The organism is Dietzia sp. 179-F 9C3 NHS, assembly GCF_045369825.1.
Classification (GTDB): Bacteria; Actinomycetota; Actinomycetes; order Mycobacteriales; family Mycobacteriaceae; genus Dietzia.
On the sequence record NZ_JBIQES010000006.1, the window covers coordinates 77211 to 93917 of the forward strand.

The window sequence follows — 16707 nt, forward strand, 5'->3', positions numbered from 1 at the left end:
TGCTGACTGGTGGCGCGACGGCGAGCATGGCTGGTGGCGGCGCTCGTGACGGTGGCGATCCTCTGCTAGTCACCCATCGGTACGCCCCTCGAGGCGAGGGGAGTCGGAGACTGCGCGCAGGATGCGGGCGCCGAGGTATCGGGTGGTGGACACGCCAGCGCCGTCGGCGGCCCGGATGATCGGATCCTCCGGTGGTCCAGTGATGGTCCAGGTGCGCCCGTCGCACGCGATGACGGTGAGGGTGTCGCCGTCCCGCTGGACGGTCAGGTCGATGTCGTGGTGTCCGCCGGTGATCTGGGTGTCCAGGATTCGCCGGCCACCAGTGTCGAGTTCGGCGTAGGCGGCGGCGACGGCGGAGCGGAGTGCGGCCAGACTGCGGGCCAGGGCTGGCGCCGCCGCCAAGGCCGCCACCGCCGGGCGGGCGTCGGCGTCGGCGTCGAAGATGTCGGCGCCGGTGTCATCTTCGATCCAGAAGCAGCAAGTGTTCCCGCAGTCGTTGGCGTGCAGACGGGCCGGGAGGGCGGCAAGCACATCGACGACCTGGGCGTCGGTGGGGTGGCCGGGCGGGGTGTGGCCGGTCTGCTGATAGTCGGCGGTGAAGTCGTCGTGGTCGATGGGGTGGGCGTGCCCGGTGTGGGGGTCGCGCACGACCCACTGGCCGAGGCGGAGGGCGGCGCCTCCGTCGAGGTACAGCGTCGTTTCGTGGTCCTGGTCCGCGTGACAGTCGGCCAGCCACGTCTCGAAGTCGTCGTCCTGCTGCCAGCCCATCAGGTCGTAGACCGCGCGGGCGTGGGCGACCTCGCGGTAGTGGACCGCCTCGACCTGGACAGGGCGACGCACGAAAGTGTCGGCGTTGTGCATGGGTGTTCCTTGCTGGTTCCCGGTCAGGCGGCGGTTGCCTGCGCGGCGTCCTTCGCCGCTTCCCAGAAGCGGGCCGGGTCGGACTCCCAGGCCTGCAGGACGGTGGCGAACCGGTCGGCGGGGATCTGGGTGGACAGGTGGGTGCCGAAGGTGCGCTCGAGGATCGGGTTGAGGCGGTCGACGTAGGCGGCCATGCCGACCTGTTCGATCAGCGCGTCCCAGCGGGCCACCAGTTCCGCGCTGTCGGCGAGCATCGCCTGCGGCCCGGTGGGCTCCGCCGCCGGGGCGGGCGGCTGCTGCGCCTGGCTTTGTGGGGCCGGGGCGGGGGTGGGTCCGCCGGAACCGCCGTCGGGGCCCCCGTCAGAAGGGCCATCGGTGGGGGCGCCGACGATGTCGGAGGCGATCTGCAGCGCCATGGAGTACAGCTCCCCGGCGGCCGCGGCGACCGCCTTGATCCACTCTCCGCCGGCGTGTCGATCCTCGACGAACGCCAGATTGTAGGGCTGCTCGGCTGCGGTGACCTGCGCGACCCACTTCGCGGCCTCACGCCACGACGGCTCGGCCTGCCGCTGGTAGCCCACGGCGGCCTCCTGGACCTTGTCTGCCGCCCACATGAGGGGCTTGATCAGGTCGGTGGCAGCGCGGCCCAGCTTCTCGTCACCCAACCGGGCGGCGGTGTCGGGGTCGGCGTAGGCCGCGTTCTGGATCAGATCGACCGCGTCCTTGCGGGTCCAGCGGATCGCCTGCACGACGTAGGAGGCCGGGTTGAGACGGCCGTCGAGGTTGACGGTCTCCCACTGCTTGCCCTCGACGGAGCGGAGCCGCTGCACCGGCCGTTCTGGGGTGTCGCCGCGCATGGCGGCGAGGATGAGATCGGCGACGGCCTGCGCGTCGACCGTGGCGCCAGGGGCTGTCGCGGCGGGCGTCTCGGGGGCGACAGTGATGGCGCCGGCGGGCTGGCCGTCGGTGGTGAAGACGCGTACCCAGCCCTCGGGCGGGGTGGAGCCGTCACGGTTGTGGCGGAACTGCTCCCACTCGGTGGGGTCGGTGGCGGCCTCGGCGCTGATGATGTTCTTGGCCGGGTCGTCGGCGGGGCCGATGACAGCGATCACGTTGGCGCAGTTCTCGCCGGTGATGTTGGAGTTGGCGCGGGTGCCGTCGGGCTCGGAGCCTCGCAGAACGTGCATCGGGGTGGTGTAGGGGATGACCTCGCCGGACTTGTTCTTGTAGCGGCGCCGGGTCTCGATGGCCACGTACACCGGCTGCTTGTGCTCGTGGCACCAGGCGGCCGCCTTGTGCACGTCGGAGCCCTCCACGGTGGAGGCGGAGAAGTCGTGCTTGAGGCGCTTGTCGCTGCCGGTCTCCGAGGATGAAGCGTCGAACGTCACCGACACCGAGCGGGTGCCGCCGCGTCCCTCACGCCCGGACGTCGTGATCTCCTTGATGAGGACGGAGGTGAACTCGCGGACGTAGACGTCGGGGCGGACCGGGACGGTGACCTCTTCGCCGTCGACGGCGCGCTTGACGGCGGTCGGCTTCGTCGGGTTGGCGGTGTAGCCGATCCAGCTGGTCGGGTGGGTCTGGCGGGTGAAGGTCGTCATCGGTCTTCCTTCGCTGTGTGGGGTGGGTTCTTTTCCGATGGCCCCATCAAATCACGCGGCCACGACACTGCAGCACTATCTCGATTCGGCTGCTCCTGACCCATTTCGCGGCCAGGAGGGGCCGGCATGAGGCGTCGATAAGGTCGGTGCATGACCTCCCTTGACCTGGGGCAGCTGCTGGAGTCGGGCACGCACAAGCAGTGCTCTGGCTGCCAGTTCCGCGTCATCCCGGCCTCGTCCCACTTGTGTAGCCAATGCTCCACAGGTGTTGCGGCACCGCTGCGGCCTGCTCCTCCGCGGCGACAGACGATGGGCCGTTCCGGGCGCACCAGTGCGCCCGCGTCCACGGTCCGGCACCTGGGGGACGGGACACGCACTGGGGACGGGCGGGTCGCCACAGACTTCCGAGGGGGACTGGACGATGCGTCAGGTGGTGTCTTCTGGCTCGTAGCGCACGGTGTTCCGGTCACCCAGGGGTCGATGCGGGCGGTCGCCGCCGGGAAGATTCGTCGCGAGAACGGGTCGGAACTCGTCGCCTGGCGCGACGAGATCACTCGAAGAGCCCTCCTGCAGGCCGGAGGGGACTGGACACCGATCAACGGCCCAGTCCAGGTCGCTGCCTGCCTGACGGTGCCGTGGCCGGCGCGGATGCCGTTCGCCGGGTTCTGCGACTCCGTCGAGCCGGTGGGGGAGCGTCCCGCGCGTCTCGCCCCTTCGGGCACCCCGGACGGTGACAAGTTACTCCGGGCGGTGCAGGACGCCCTGTCTCCTCGTAAGACCAGCCGGTTCCATCTGCTCTCCGACGATGCGCGGGTCATCGACTCTCAAGTGACCAAGACGTTCGCCGCCCCGGAGCACACCCACCCGTGGGCGCTGGACACCCCGGGGCTGGTGCTGAGGGTGTCGATCCTGGGCGCCGACGTCGAGCCCATGCCCGGATCGGTGCTGTCCGAACCCGGCCCGATGCCAGAACCTGCGCGGCGCCTGCACGAGTCTCTGGCCTGCCAGCGCCGCTAGAGGCCGCACACGCCATTCCTTCGTCGTTAGGCTCCGCTCCCATGACCGAACCCCACCCCCACGACGACAGTCTGGGCGTTGCCGGCGCAGCGCCCGACGCCGGCGACTACAGCGCCCTTTCCGAGCGAGTCGTGTTGGGCACCCTGCTCGACGGCGATGCCGAGTTCCAGCGCTCGGCGCTGCCGGTTCTGACGGCGGAGTCGTTCACCACGCCCGACACCCGGGCGGTCTTCCACGCCATCACGACGTTGGCGCGGGTGGGCGATGCCATCGACGCCCCGACAGTGGTGCAGACCCTCGACGAGGCCAACCTGCTCAGCGGCGTCGGCGGCCCGGCCGCGGTGACCAGGCTGGTCACCGAGTCGCTGACGGTGGCGGTGCCGCGGGTGCATCTGCAGCGGGTCCTCGAGGCCACCCAGCGCCGCCAGGTGCACGAGGTCATGTCGCGGATGCTGGCCTCGCGGGCCACCCCTGATCAGGTGTTCGCCGAGCTCGACGCGCTACGGGAGACCGGCGCGGACGTGTCGGTGACGCTGCCGGAGTTCGCCGATCAGGTCGCCGAGTACCAGCGCGAACTGCAGCGACGCCGCACCATGGATTCTCCGCTGGTGGGCGTGCCGACGGGATGGAAGGACCTTGACGGGGTCTACGACCCTGACCCGAACCGCCGGCGCATCGGGTATCTGCCGGGCGGGTTCGAGCGCAAGCACCTGGCTCTCGTCGCGGCCCGCCCCGGTGTCGGTAAGACGTCCGTGGTGATCGACTTCCTTCGTGCGGCCTGCAAATCCGGGGCCGGGGTTGTGTTCTTTTCCAACGAGATGCCGGCCCAGGAGATCATCGAGCTCATCGTGTGCGCGGAGGTCAAGCTATACAAGCGGGACCGCTACAAGTGGCCCGAAGACATCCCGCCGCACGGCTGGGACAAGATCGCCGAGGTGCAGGCCGACATCACCCGCAACTGGCATCTGGTGATCGACGACCAGGCCTCCACGCTCGCCGATCAGCGTCGGGTGCTTGCTGCGGCACGGATGAAGTTCCGCGACGAGGGTGCCGATCTGGACATCGCGTTCCAGGACTTCATCCAGCGCATGAGTACGCCCGGTGGCCGCGGCGCGAAGGCTCAGCACGAGGAGCTGGGGGACTTCTCCAAGGGCTGGAAGGACATGGCCAAGGAGCTCAACGTCGCCGCCGTCGTCGCCGCTCAGCTCAATCGCTCGAGCGTCGAAGGCGACCGGCTGCCGCGCGCCGATGACCTCCGCGGGTCTGGTTCGCTCGAGCAGGACGCGGACGTCATCATCGGCTTGCACCGCCCGTACGCCGTCGGTGGGCAGGACTCTGGACACACGGCCGACGAGTTGAAGGTCGTGATGATCAAGGTCCGCCACGGCGCCGCGGGGCAGGTGTTCGAGCGGGCGTTCCTCGGAGAGCTGGCCCAGACGTCCGAACCCGCACCCCGGGCGATACCTGTTCCTGAACCGCCAGCCTGACTAGGTGTTGTACTCCGCCTTGACCTTCATGGTCTGCCGCTCCCACAGCAGGTTCAGCGTGGAAATCGCATCGTCGGTGACCGAACCGCGAATGGTCAACGCCCCCTGCATCGTCAGGTCCCGGTAGCGCGACACCGCGTACAGGGTGGTGGTGGTACCCAGGTTGCGGCCCTCGCGTACGCGAGTCAGCGTCACCACATGGACCCGGTTGTCCTCCATGCCCCAGTAGTCCGCCTCCACGGGCAGGATCTGGACCTTCTGCACGTGGTGGATGCCGTCCTTGACGAAGGTGGTGCGCGGGCACGCCTTGGTCCAGGCGTCGATCACCGACAGCGACTGCGGCTCCGGGTTAGCGATGTCGATGTCCATCTGCGCGTTGTAGGCCACCAGGCTCAGTGTCTGCCCAGACCAGGCCGAAGACCACGACCGGGTGACGTTCTGGGCGGCGCGGTGCAGCTCCCCACCGGGCACACAATCCGCCGGCGCCCCATCGGTGATCGACCCATCGGGCTCCACCGCGCCCGGCGGATCCTCGCGGGGCTGTCCGACCCAGCCGGTGAACGTCGGTGCCGGCAGATCCTGCCCGCCCGTATCGACCAGCAGGCCACGGTAGGCGTCGGTGTCGGTCTTCGGATCGCGCCCCCACATGAACACGGTCACCGTGATCAGCAGGCCGATGACGACCACCAGCGCCCCAGCACCGATGATTGTCTTCGAGCTGCTGGGCAGGCCCGCGAAGCTTTCCCGCGCCCGACTCGACGCCGACCTGATCCCTGTGGACACCTTGTTGCCTTTCACACCCAGTGGGCCCTTCTCGTGCGGCTGCGGCTTCTCCGATTCGCCGCTCATCTTCGCACCGCCTCATGTCGCCGCCCCGCCGGCTAGCCCTACGGCCGACATGACCATGCCGCATGCTGGTAGCGCTCAACCTCCGCCGCTGACGACCCCGAGAAGAAAGGCCCCTGTCTGATGCACCCGGTGATGGCTGTCGATCTCGGCTCGGCCACGATCACTGCAGCCGCCGCGCAGCCATCGACCGCGCCCGAACCGGCCGTGTTGACCGTGCAGGGCCAGGCCGGATACTGCCCGAGCACCTACGTGGACCTCGAGGGCATCCCCCACCCCTCCACCTGGGTAGGCCAAGCCGTGGACCGAGTACCCCGACCCGACCTGCTGCTCGACAAACCGCCTCAGATCATCGGCGATGTCCCGCTGTCCGGCGCCACTTTGGTCAGCGTCGCCATCGGCCCTGCGCTGGCTTCTGCCGCCGCCCACTTTGGCGCCGAACCGACCGTGCTGGTGGGGGTTCACCCGGCGTGGTGGCCGGACGGCTTGGCAGCGGACTACCAGCGGGCCCTGGCTCGGCTCACCCCACACACCGCCCTGATCTCGTGGCCAGAGGCGATCGCTGCACAGACGGTGCCTCCGGCGGCGGCATCCCACGTCACCGTGCTGGACTTTGGTGCCTCCACCGCCACCGTGGCTGTCGTCGCGTTCTCGAGACGTGGACAGGCGTCGGTGACGTTCACCTACACTGACCGGCTCGGCGGGTCCCGTGGTGTCGACCGGGCCGTGGTCGCCGACGCCGCTGCCGCAGCCCACATCGACCTGTCCTCCCAAGACCGCACATGGTGGGATGCGGCCGCTGCGCAGGTGGCGGCCGGGCGAGACCGACTGTGTACCGAACGCTCCTCCTGGCCCGCCCACGTGGACATGGACTTCCCGGCGCCGCTGGGCCGCCGGCAGCTGGCCGGGCCCCGACTTCGGCAGATCACCACCGCCCACATGCAGCAGGTGGTGGCAGGTCTGATCGCTCACGAGGAGGTGCAGCAGGCGTGGGACGCCGACCGCACCGCGACCTCGACACAGCCGATCGTGGAGGTCACCGGAGGATTCGGGCAGGACACGGCGGTGCTGGCTGCGGTGCGGGCCGAAGCCGGGCGCGCAGACCTGGTCCCCGAGCCTGCAGCGGCTGCCGCGTTCGGGGCCGTCCTAGCGCAGGCCCCGAAGTGGGTTCCTGCCGCGGAGAAGCCGTCCCGGTTCCGGTTCGGGCGCAAGCGCACCGCCGTGCCCACCGAGAGGGGCCGCTCGTGACCGGCCCGCAGCGCCGCTACCGGCGCGAGACCCTGATCGCCCTGGCCGAACAGATCGAGATCACTGTTCCCGAGATGTCGCCCGCATCCCTGTTCCGTCAAGCCATCGACCACTACAACCGCCGCAACCCTGACGGGCGGCCGGCGACGCTGGACTCCGACCCCCAGTTCCTGACCCGATTGAGCGTCAACTACCTCCGGCACCGCTGCTCGGAGTACGACTCGATTCGCACTTTCCTGCGCCGCCACGCGACACGGGAGGACCACGAGTTTGTCGGCGCCGTCGTCAAGGGTCGAGTTCTGCGGCAGATCGCCACCCGGTACCCGATGCTGCGGCAGGAGGCCCGGGCCCAAGCGCTCCGCGAGGACGCGGTAGTCAACGGGGCTCCCAGAGCTCGCGGTGCGCGCCCCACCACAGCTGGCCGGACCCGGCGATAGCCTGCACCCTTGACACCCCGACCCCGCACCGAGGAGGCCTCATGGACGACGGGATCACGCTGACCAACAACGGTCGATCCTGGGTGTCGGTGGCCAATCCGCTCCGCGGCGACTCCGTGGCCGCCGCAGCTCATGCCCGCGCCTCTCAGGAACCGGATGTGTTGCGCGGCATCGCCGGCACCGCGGCGGTTGCGGCGGCCGCGATCGTGGGGGCGGGAACCGCCCTGGCTGGGGCGCCGCCTGTGCTCGCGGTCCTGGCCGGTCTCATCGTTTTGCCGCTCGTATGGGTCCTGGTGCATCAACGTCTGCAACGGCGAGCCGGGGAGGTCTCAACGGCCGTCGCTACCCGCACCGAAGGGCTGGGCCCACGCCGGATACTGCGCGGCGACTTCCTTCCCGGAGAGCGCGCAGACGCCGCCGACACGATCGTCATGGGTGCGGTGCACATCCTGCAGTCCTCGTCGTACCGCAGCGGGGCGCTGGGGGACACCAGTGCCGTCTACCACGACATCCTCGACTCCACATGGGGCCTGCTGCACAAGCTGCAGGTGCTGGAAGGTGAGGTCGTCGAGTGCCGGCGGTTGGCCAGCCGCGCCGAGGACGAACAGTCCAGGCGGGACATCGAAAAGCTCACCGCCCGCGCCGAGCAGGTGTGGGAGCAGCAGTTGGTGCCGCTGGTCGCCGCGCATCGGGAGCTAGTGCAAGCCGTGGACGAGCTGGACCGGTTCCTGGACACCCCACACGCACGGGACCGGGGCGCCGAATTGGCCTCCGCTCCCGACTTCGCTCGCCGGCACAGCAGTACCCTCGACGCTCTCTCCGGGAGGGTCGCCGCCGCGTTGGAGGCTTCCCGCACAGGCCCGGATCAGCCGCCGGACCTGTCACCTGGCGCCGGCATGGCCGGCCTTTAGGCTCGTAGCAGCCGACCAGTCGAAAGGGGTGCCTGATGGACCGCGAGTCCCTGCTGGCGCGTCGCGCTGAACTTATGACGCTCCTGGCGGCCAACTCCGTTGAGATGGAGCGCGCCGAGGCGCAACTCGAAGAGAGCCAGGCCGTCTACCGGGCAACCACCGACGGTCTGGCACTGTCCTACCGGGCCATCGAACGCGCCTCCGTCACCCCGGAAGTCTCACCCCGCGAGGTCAAGCGGCTTCTGCGGTTGCACTCCAACGCCGAGATCACCGCGGCAAAGGAGTACACCGAACGGACCAAACGGTGGGGGCACCGCGAGGGCGACGGCCACCTGTTCGCCTGCCCGCTCGGTGGAAATCCTCGCCTGAACCGTCTCCTCGTGGCCGCTGACGTCGTAGGCACCTACCGGGTCCCTCCCGTCGAGCACGAAACCCCGACCTTCTTCACCGTCGCGCTCTCTCGGCCTGTGCCGACTGGAGATGTCGACGCCGACGGAGAGCTGCGGACCACGCGTCTGCGTTCTCGGCTTCGTGTGCCCGCCCATCTGCGGTCCGGCAGCGACCTCACTCTGCAGGACGTGCTCGGCTGCCGCCTCGACGACGACAAGGGTCGCGCCCAACTCGCCCGGTTCCTCGGCGACAAGCTGCTGGCCTCGGTCCACGCCGCTATCGCTGCAGCCCACAAAGCTGGGGGAGCAGATGCCCCTGACCAGTGACGACATGCAATTCCACGTGGGCGCAAGCCCACGATTGGCCCAGTGTTCATCATCGGATCACGCTCAGACTGGGCAGCATCGGTCGCTACTCCGAACGTCCCGACCCGGCACGCGGCGCCTCTAAACTCGGGGTCATCGGAGTAACCCTGCTGGCACCCTTGGAATCGAGGCCCTATGTGTCGATCCCCGAACGAGCCCGGTGGACCGCGGTCCTGCCCAAAGGAGCCCGGCGACACCGTGGTCGCCGCCAGTCAACGGGTGCAAGAACTCACAGATCGCAAGCTCGAGCTCGAAGCTGAACTCGCGCTGATCGACAGCGGACTGCTGGACACCGATCAGGGGCGGGTGGCCGCCCGACTCGCCGCCACCATCGACGACATCACCGCAGCGGACATCGCGTTGCACAAGGCCAAGGTCGCTGCCGAGGCTGTCCAGATTCACCACACCGAACCCGGAGCCGTCGACCTGACGGCCCTGTCGGATGAGGAGCTGCGCCAGCACATCGACGACCGGATCCACTCGGAGGAGTTCACGCAGCTACTCGCCACCCGGGATGCTGCCCGTGAGCGCCGCGAGGCCACGGCCGCCACGTTCGCCGCCACCCAATCGGCCACTGCCGGTGACGACGACCCCGCCGCCCTGCAGCAACTCGCGCAGGCCCGCGCCGACGCTTACGACGCCCACTGCGCCTACCTGGAGGCCAACGCCCCGGTAGAGGAGTACAAGGACATCACAGCGCAGGCCGCGCTCGAGCTTGGCAAGCGCGACCCGGTTCCCGAATGGACGGGCGACACCCTGGGCAGTTGCCACAAGCTCGGTGACTTTGAGGAGGGCTCGAGGGAGTGGCTGGAAGCTCGCCAGCAGTGGATCGGCGGCTCCGACGTGGGCGCGATCCTGGGCGTGGACCCCCACCGCACCACAACCGACATCAAGAACTCCAAGCTCACCGCCATCACCGACGCCGATGTCGAGGCGCAGGCGTTGTCCATCTCCTCGGCGACCGGGCCGCTCGGCCGCGGGCATGCGTGGGAGCCGGTGATCGTGCGCCAGTTCGCCGCCGACAACCCCGACGTGACGGTGATGACCGCGAAGGCGACGTGGCACAACCCCGACATCCCGTACCAGGGGGTCAACGTCGATTCTGTCCTGTCCAGCGACGGGGGGCAGACGATCGACGGGTTCCTCGAGTGCAAGACCGGCTCCGACGCCGCCGCGTGGGCAGACGGGCCACCCGCCGAGTACCGGGCCCAACTGGCGCAGTACCTGCACACCGCCGGCCTCAAGTACGGGGTGATCGCCGCCCGTATCGACGACCGGGAGACCCGCTACTACCGGATTGGTGTTGACGACCCGCTCGACGCCAGCGGCAAAACCATCGCCGACCACCAGGAGAAACTGGCATCGACGTGGCAGCGATGGGAGACCGAGCGGGAGAACCCGGCCGGGCCGCGGCCGAACAAGTCCACGTTCGGCTGGGTGAAAAACCCCGGGTCGGCGTCGTCGATGGAGAAGAACGCCTCCACCGCCCGCGACCTGGCCGCCTATCGGGGGATTAGCCAGGAAAGGGCCGCCAGCCTGATCCAGGACGCCGTGTACGCCGGCAAGTCGCCCGATCAGGCGGTGCGAGACCTGTACGGCAGCTACGACCCGACCACCAACCCCGACCGCCGCTACGTCACCGTCGACTTCGAGACCAACTCCCGCTCCGCCAGCAAGGGGCAGATCATCCAGACCGGTGTCGTGGTCACAGACGGGCAAGGCAAGGTCGTCGAACGTATCGACTCACTGCACGGCATCGACCAGCGGATCCGCGACAGCCAAGGCACCGGGGCCACCAGCGTCCACGGCATCACCCCGGAGATGGTCGACAACCGGACCCCGTTCCACACCTCAGCCCAGTACAAGCGGCTTGCCACACTGCTGTCCGACCCCAACACCACGCTGGTCGCCCACAACGCCCAGTTCGAGAAGACGTGGTTGCGCGCGCACGGCATCGGTACCCCTCGGGTGATCGACACGATGAGACTGCGGCAGCGGTTCGATCACGGCACCGTCGGCTCCACGAACCAGGACTTCTGCCAGGCCAACGGCGTCGAGTACGTCAACGCCCACAACGCCGCCACCGACGCCGACATGACTAGCCGGGCCCTGCACAGCTTCATGCGGCGGCTGTTCCAGACCCCGAAGGGCTTCTAGATCCGTCGTGGCGGCATGACCCGCTGAGAGCATGTCCCCATGACCTTCGACGATCCGACCCTCGACGCCGACTCTGATCCCGTGCGCCAGTACGTGCGCTGGCGGGACGCACACCCCGGCAGGGGCGTCCCTCCTCGCCTGGTCACCGACAGCGGTTTCGCGCTGGGGGTGTGGGTGCGCAGAGTGCGAGCCGCACGGATGGCTGGCACCCTGCCCGCCTCGAGGGTCCGCGAACTCGACGACATCGGCTTCTCCTGGAGCGGAGAAGAAGATCGGTCCCGGGGCCGGCGGTGGCGCTCCGGGAGCCGATGGCGCGAGCTACTGGGTGAGCTCGACGCCTACCGCGACGAACACGGTGACAGCATCGTTCCCAGCAGCTACACCGCGCCGTCGGGGAACCGGCTCGGCGATTGGCTCGCACGGCAGCAACACGCGTGGCGGGCCGGGACCCTGCCGCAGGAGCGGCAACGTGACCTGTACCGACGCGGCGTGCGTCCGACTCGTGAGGAGTCTCTTCGTGCAGCTCTCGACGCCAGCCCTGTGCTGGCTGTCCACGCCCCGAGTCGGCGGTACCTCGCATGAACGCCTCACTCGACGACCTGACGCCCTCCCCGGCCAGTCAGCCGCACGAGCTGCGAACCAGTCGCCGGATCGCGGCCGAATGGTGGCTCGACACCGCCCGCGAGGCCGCGCGAACCATCCCTGACGCGGCCCGCCCTGCCGATGTTCGTATCACCACCACGGGCGGTGTCACCGTCTCCGGATCGCCCCGCCCCTCGAGACGAGCTCCGCGGACCCTGCTGGTCAGCAACGACATCGTCAAGACCTTGGCCGGCACCGAGGAAGGGGCCTGGCTGGCCGCCCACGCGGTCGCCTCCTCCCGGTGGCCGACGCGACGGGACTCCGTACCCACGTTCTCTCTGCTGCTGGGCGTTGTCGCGCTCAGCTTGGGTGTCACGGCTTCCGCCGGCAGCGTCCACACAGTGACCGGTGGGATCGCCGCGGTGTCGTGCATGATCCTCGCAGTAGCCATCGCCGTCGCCTCACGGCGACGGGCCATCACCGCCGTGCAGACCAGCGACAGGTGGGCCACCCAGATAGCCGGGATCGCGGCCGCCCGCGCCGCGCTCGGCGGCAGCGAGACCGGCCGGCTCTACAAGACGGCGTTGCACCAGTGGCGCTACACCCGTGATGCCATGCAGCCGCACAACCGGCTAGCGCGCCTTGAGGAATCGGGGGCGGGCCGCGCAGAGGACCGACGTGGCGCATCCTGAGGGGGATCGCCAAAAGGGCCTGCTGGACCGCGTCACAGTCGTCAACGATGACGGCGAACGCACCCTTTCCCCGCAGGTCATGCCCGCTGTGGCGATCGCTGTCCTCAGCGTGGTCGTTTTGCTCACCGTCGGCTACTGCGCAGCCGGACTGATCCCGGCATCCGACGAGGAGCCAGCAGCACGGCCGCCGGCGACACCGTCGTTCGTAGTGGCGCCGCCGTCGGGCTGCGGCCCTGTTGACCCGTTGGTCGTGGAGACGATCGACGAGGAGATGTCGACCCCTCGCCTATCTGTGGGCAGGGCGGTCCAGCAGGAGCGCGATGACGGGGTCCTCACGGTCGGGGTGACGATCCGTCGGGACGACGGGGCGATCGAGGCCGTCGCCGCCATCTTCGCCGTGGACCTCACCGGCAAGGTGTTGGCGATCTCCGCCGAGGCCCGCACCCTGACCCGGCTGCCCGATGGGCGCAAGACGGTTGCGATGAGCCCGGTGAGTTCTGGTGCTCAGCTGGTCAACTCCTGCCTGCGGGACTAATCGGGGGGTGTGGCCGCGCGGTGCCACTTCGGGGAGCGCGCCGGTACTGCACGGGCAGGAAACGGTGGGACGATTACCCCATCGGAGAACACTGCACAGCCACAGGAGAGGAACCTGATGCGCAAGTCCAGCCTGTCGTCATTCGCCGCGGTGATCGCTGTCGCCGCCGGCTTGCTCTACATCTCGGGGGAAGACGTCGGCACCGTCAACCCGCCCACCGCACAGAACGACGTTGTGCACGTCGAGCAGGCCGCAGAGGAGCCGGTAGAGGCGTCAAGCCCGTCGGGCAATCCGCTGGCGGATGCGGTGGAGGACCTGTTCGGCTCCACCGGGTCCGGGGAGCCGGTGGGTTCCAGCCCGGCGGGGGACTGGACGGTCGATGTGGGGGCCACCAGGGCCGCGCTCGCGGGGCTCGAGGTCAAGGGCAAGGCACCGAAGACCGGCTACTCGCGGTCAGAGTTTGGGCGGGCGTGGGACGACGACGTGCCGGTCGAGTACGGGGGCAACGGGTGCGACCAGCGCCAGGACGTACTTCGCCGCGACCTGGTGAACATCCAGATGCGTGACAGGTGCACCGTCACCGCCGGCACCCTGCAGGACGACCCGTACACGGGCAAGACGATCGCGTACACGCGCGACCGCACCTCCGACGTGGACATCGACCACAGGGTGGCGCTGAGTCACGCTTGGCAGACCGGGGCCCAGCAGTGGTCCCCGGAGAAGCGACTCGCGTTCGCCAACGATCCCCGCAATCTCGTCGCCGTGGACGCCTCGGCGAACCGGCAGAAGGGCGACGGGGACGCCGCGACGTGGCTTCCATCGAACAAGCCGTACCGGTGCACCTACGTCGCCACCCAGGTCGAGGTCAAGAGCGCCTACGGGCTGTGGGTGACCCCGGCCGAGCAGGACGCGATCTCGCGCGTCCTTGACGCCTGCTGAGCGGTACCCGCTCCAACAGCTACGGCCCGGCACCCGAGTGGGCTGCCGGGCCGCTCTGGTCCGCCCGGTGGCTCAGATCAGGAGTCGGCGAGTTCGTTCAGGACCGACTGCCAGTCATCCGAGACGTCGAGACTGGTGACAGATTCCTGCGAATCGTGTGACACGCCAGTGAGAAATTGACAGACTGTTTGAGAATCGACAGATACGCGACATTTTCACGCTGGTCACACGCCCCCAACATGGATAATGTCTATTATCCATGTAGTCTACGGACAGGGAACCTGACCCTCTACCGATGTAGAGTGACGCCTCGCCGGACGCGGGCGCGCCACACCCTCCTACTCTTCGGCAAGGCCGGCCGTTACTGTTTCCATTCAACCGACGCCCGAGGAGCTGTACGCATGACCAGCGCGCCCGCCGCCGACCCGACCCCAGGGTCCGGCAACCTCTCGGGCACGCTCTTGCATACAGCCTTCGATCAGTTCATGGCGTACAAGTCCGGTCAGGCCGACGCCACACAGCGGGCCTACCGCAGCGACTACGCAGGGATCTGCGAGGCCATCACCTCCCACACCGGAACGCCCTCCGACCTACTGACCGTGTCCGACGCGCTGGACAAGACGGTTCTCTGGAAAGCGTTCGGAACACGGTTCAAGGGGCGGCCCACTTCCTCACTCAAACGCTGCTGGTCAACGTGGAATGGCCTGTGCGAGTTCCTGGTTGACCAGGAATACATCGCGTCCAACCCGATGAAATCGGTCCCCAACCGCAACGCCGGGCCACCACCAGCGCCGCCGAAGTCCCTCGAGGAACCCGATGTGCACCGGATGTTGACACAGCTGGCCATGCCCGACCCTGACAGCCCCAACGACTGGCGGGAGCGGGACCTCGCCCTCATCCTGTCCGGGCTACTGCTGGGGTTCCGAACCGGAGACATGATCTCCCTCAACATCGGCGACTTCTCCCCCCACCACGAGGAGCCGGGGACGATGACCGTCCGCATCCTCGGCAAGGGCTCCAAGTACCGGATCCTGGTCGCCGAGGAGGGCCTGACGCAGATCCTGGAGGCCTACCTGGCCAGCAGGGCCCGCCGCTTCCCCGAGACCGTGCCGGTAGGCCGCCGGTCCAAGCGCAAGCCGTGGCGCAAGTTCGCCCCAGAGCAGCCACTGTTCGTCGGCGCTGACGGGCAACGAATCACCCGCGGCACCGTGCAGTACCGCACCAAACGCGCCTATGCCCGTGCCGGCATCACCCCGACACCCGGCGCCAACACCCACCGGCTTCGTCACAGCTTCGCGATCGCGCTCGCCGAAAGCGGCGTGCCCGTGCACGTCCTCAAGGACCTGCTCGGACACTCGACCCTGGCCAGCACTCAGAAGTACCTCGAGGCCTCGGGCCAAGCCACCCGGAACGCATCCCGCTCCAACCCCTACTACGCGGCGCTCCCCCACCAGGAATGACCGCCCGATAGCGCCTCTACCTGGGGTTCATGCACTGTCGTAGGTGCGCGCTACCGTGAAAAAATCGGAGAACCCACCCCACCTTTTCCGTCTTGCCCGACACCTGCCTTGTGCAGGTTTCCCTAGCGAGGCCCACCATGCGAACCCACCCCACCCCTGTCGTCACCACGATCCCCACCGACCAGGTCTCTCTCGCCGCCGCATCCCCCCTGTGGGTGGCGATGGCAGCCCTCGGCGCCGTCGCCACCGTCGTCGTGGCCATCGCCCTGCTGATCACCGGATCGGCCGCCCACCGCACCATTCCGACGTTGGGGCGAGCCCTGTGGTGGCGCGACCACGTCCTCGCCCCAGCAGCCTGCGCAGCCTGCGCCCTGATGGTGGTCTCGCTGGGGGGAGCTGCCCACGAGACCTCCGCCCTGCGCGACGCCGCACTCGCCGACTCCGTTCACGAGGCGCAGACCACGCTGGCCGCATCGAGCTCCACGCCGGCGGCATGGTTCTGCGAGGTCGTCGCACACCACCAGGAGGACGGCACCGCCACCGTCTCGTGTGAACCCGATCCGGCGAACCCGATCGCCGACACGCCTGGCCCTTAGGGTGAGGCGAGCGAACCCGCCAGCACCGACCAGGAGCACACTGTGGCCTCTCCCGCCGACTACACCGACGACAGCGTTCTGCAGTTCCTCTTCGCAGTCGCCGACTCTCTCGACGCCTGCGCCGACCGCGGTACCCAGGGGCAGTGGGCCCTCTCCCAGTCTCTCCGCACCTTCATCACCGATCGCTCCGGCGGAATCGTCTGCGCCGCCGTGCAGAAGTCCAACGCCCGCCTCATTCTCGCGGCCTCCCCGGAGGGGCCCCGCGCGGTGGCCGTGTTGCTGCGGGCGGTCGCGGATCAGCCGATCACTGAGCAGTCCCGCCCGCTCGTTGATTCCGCGTTCGCGCTGGCCACGCACTACAACCAGGAGATGCGACTCAAGGCCGAGTCCCGGCTCCGGCGGGTGCAGGCCGCCATCGGCTGATGGCTACCCGGTCCCGAAGCAAGTCCAAGCCTCGGCGGGGTAAGTCGCAGTCCACGCGGCGCCCCTCTGCTAAACCTGCCCTGCCAGCGATCCCAGCCGGCCAGCGCGTATGGCTCCTCGAACTCCCCTGGGGGGGACTGGACGGAGGGAAGCCGCCCGG

The 16707-nt window shown here is 68.9% G+C and carries 17 protein-coding genes; 14 read left to right on the forward strand and 3 right to left on the reverse strand.

Going from position 1 to position 16707, the window contains the following annotated elements; translation table 11 throughout:
* Positions 1–69: 69 nt before the first annotated feature.
* Both ACH0BZ_RS08980 and ACH0BZ_RS08985 read right to left on the reverse strand, forming a co-directional pair.
* Positions 70–861, reverse strand: coding sequence for a hypothetical protein (locus tag ACH0BZ_RS08980; RefSeq protein WP_406897834.1), 792 nt, complete (start codon positions 859–861; stop codon positions 70–72).
* A gap of 23 nt (positions 862–884) precedes the next feature.
* Positions 885–2462, reverse strand: coding sequence for a hypothetical protein (locus ACH0BZ_RS08985; protein WP_406897835.1), 1578 nt, complete (start codon positions 2460–2462; stop codon positions 885–887).
* 480 nt (positions 2463–2942) lie between these two features.
* Here ACH0BZ_RS08985 and ACH0BZ_RS08990 point away from each other — a divergent pair, with 480 nt between their 5' ends.
* Complete coding sequence (locus tag ACH0BZ_RS08990; RefSeq protein WP_406897836.1) at positions 2943–3479, forward strand: hypothetical protein; 537 nt, start codon at positions 2943–2945, stop codon at positions 3477–3479.
* A 41-nt stretch (positions 3480–3520) separates the two neighbouring features.
* Positions 3521–4966: a replicative DNA helicase gene (locus tag ACH0BZ_RS08995; RefSeq protein WP_406897837.1), complete on the forward strand. Its 1446-nt coding sequence runs from the start codon at positions 3521–3523 to the stop codon at positions 4964–4966.
* Here the strand turns inward: ACH0BZ_RS08995 and ACH0BZ_RS09000 are convergent, their stop codons facing one another.
* Positions 4967–5815 carry a hypothetical protein gene (locus ACH0BZ_RS09000; RefSeq protein WP_406897838.1) on the reverse strand — a complete coding sequence of 283 codons (849 nt, stop codon included), beginning with the start codon at positions 5813–5815 and terminating at the stop codon, positions 4967–4969. It lies immediately after the preceding gene.
* A 132-nt stretch (positions 5816–5947) separates the two neighbouring features.
* Between ACH0BZ_RS09000 and ACH0BZ_RS09005 the strand changes: the two genes are divergently transcribed.
* From ACH0BZ_RS09005 to ACH0BZ_RS09060, 12 genes are all read left to right on the forward strand, one after another.
* Positions 5948–7060, forward strand: coding sequence for a hypothetical protein (locus tag ACH0BZ_RS09005; protein WP_406897839.1), 1113 nt, complete (start codon positions 5948–5950; stop codon positions 7058–7060).
* Entirely contained in the window at positions 7057–7497 is a 441-nt protein-coding gene (locus ACH0BZ_RS09010) for a hypothetical protein (RefSeq protein WP_406897840.1), read from the forward strand. Before ACH0BZ_RS09005 ends, ACH0BZ_RS09010 begins: the two co-directional genes overlap by 4 nt.
* 41 nt (positions 7498–7538) lie before the next feature.
* Entirely contained in the window at positions 7539–8408 is an 870-nt protein-coding gene (locus tag ACH0BZ_RS09015) for a hypothetical protein (RefSeq protein ID WP_406897841.1), read from the forward strand.
* Between the two features lie 35 nt (positions 8409–8443).
* Positions 8444–9124 (forward strand): hypothetical protein, encoded by a 681-nt coding sequence (locus tag ACH0BZ_RS09020; RefSeq protein ID WP_406897843.1) that lies wholly within the window; start codon positions 8444–8446, stop codon positions 9122–9124.
* A gap of 237 nt (positions 9125–9361) precedes the next feature.
* Positions 9362–11320 (forward strand): YqaJ viral recombinase family protein, encoded by a 1959-nt coding sequence (locus ACH0BZ_RS09025; protein WP_406897844.1) that lies wholly within the window; start codon positions 9362–9364, stop codon positions 11318–11320.
* A 39-nt stretch (positions 11321–11359) separates the two neighbouring features.
* The gene (locus ACH0BZ_RS09030; RefSeq protein WP_406897845.1) at positions 11360–11902 is read left to right on the forward strand and encodes a helicase associated domain-containing protein; all 543 of its coding nucleotides are present in this window, start codon (positions 11360–11362) and stop codon (positions 11900–11902) included.
* Complete coding sequence (locus tag ACH0BZ_RS09035; RefSeq protein ID WP_406897847.1) at positions 11899–12594, forward strand: hypothetical protein; 696 nt, start codon at positions 11899–11901, stop codon at positions 12592–12594. Before ACH0BZ_RS09030 ends, ACH0BZ_RS09035 begins: the two co-directional genes overlap by 4 nt.
* Positions 12581–13129 carry a hypothetical protein gene (locus tag ACH0BZ_RS09040; RefSeq protein WP_406897849.1) on the forward strand — a complete coding sequence of 183 codons (549 nt, stop codon included), beginning with the start codon at positions 12581–12583 and terminating at the stop codon, positions 13127–13129. The genes ACH0BZ_RS09035 and ACH0BZ_RS09040 overlap by 14 nt, the downstream gene beginning before the upstream one ends.
* A 117-nt stretch (positions 13130–13246) precedes the next feature.
* Positions 13247–14068 (forward strand): HNH endonuclease family protein, encoded by an 822-nt coding sequence (locus ACH0BZ_RS09045; protein ID WP_406897850.1) that lies wholly within the window; start codon positions 13247–13249, stop codon positions 14066–14068.
* Between the two features lie 401 nt (positions 14069–14469).
* Positions 14470–15528 carry a tyrosine-type recombinase/integrase gene (locus tag ACH0BZ_RS09050; RefSeq protein WP_406897852.1) on the forward strand — a complete coding sequence of 353 codons (1059 nt, stop codon included), beginning with the start codon at positions 14470–14472 and terminating at the stop codon, positions 15526–15528.
* 137 nt (positions 15529–15665) lie between these two features.
* On the forward strand, positions 15666–16124 hold the full coding sequence (locus ACH0BZ_RS09055) for a hypothetical protein (RefSeq protein WP_406897853.1): 459 nt from the start codon (positions 15666–15668) through the stop codon (positions 16122–16124).
* Positions 16125–16166: 42 nt separating this feature from the next.
* The gene (locus tag ACH0BZ_RS09060; RefSeq protein ID WP_406897854.1) at positions 16167–16547 is read left to right on the forward strand and encodes a hypothetical protein; all 381 of its coding nucleotides are present in this window, start codon (positions 16167–16169) and stop codon (positions 16545–16547) included.
* The last annotated feature ends 160 nt before the right edge of the window (positions 16548–16707 follow it).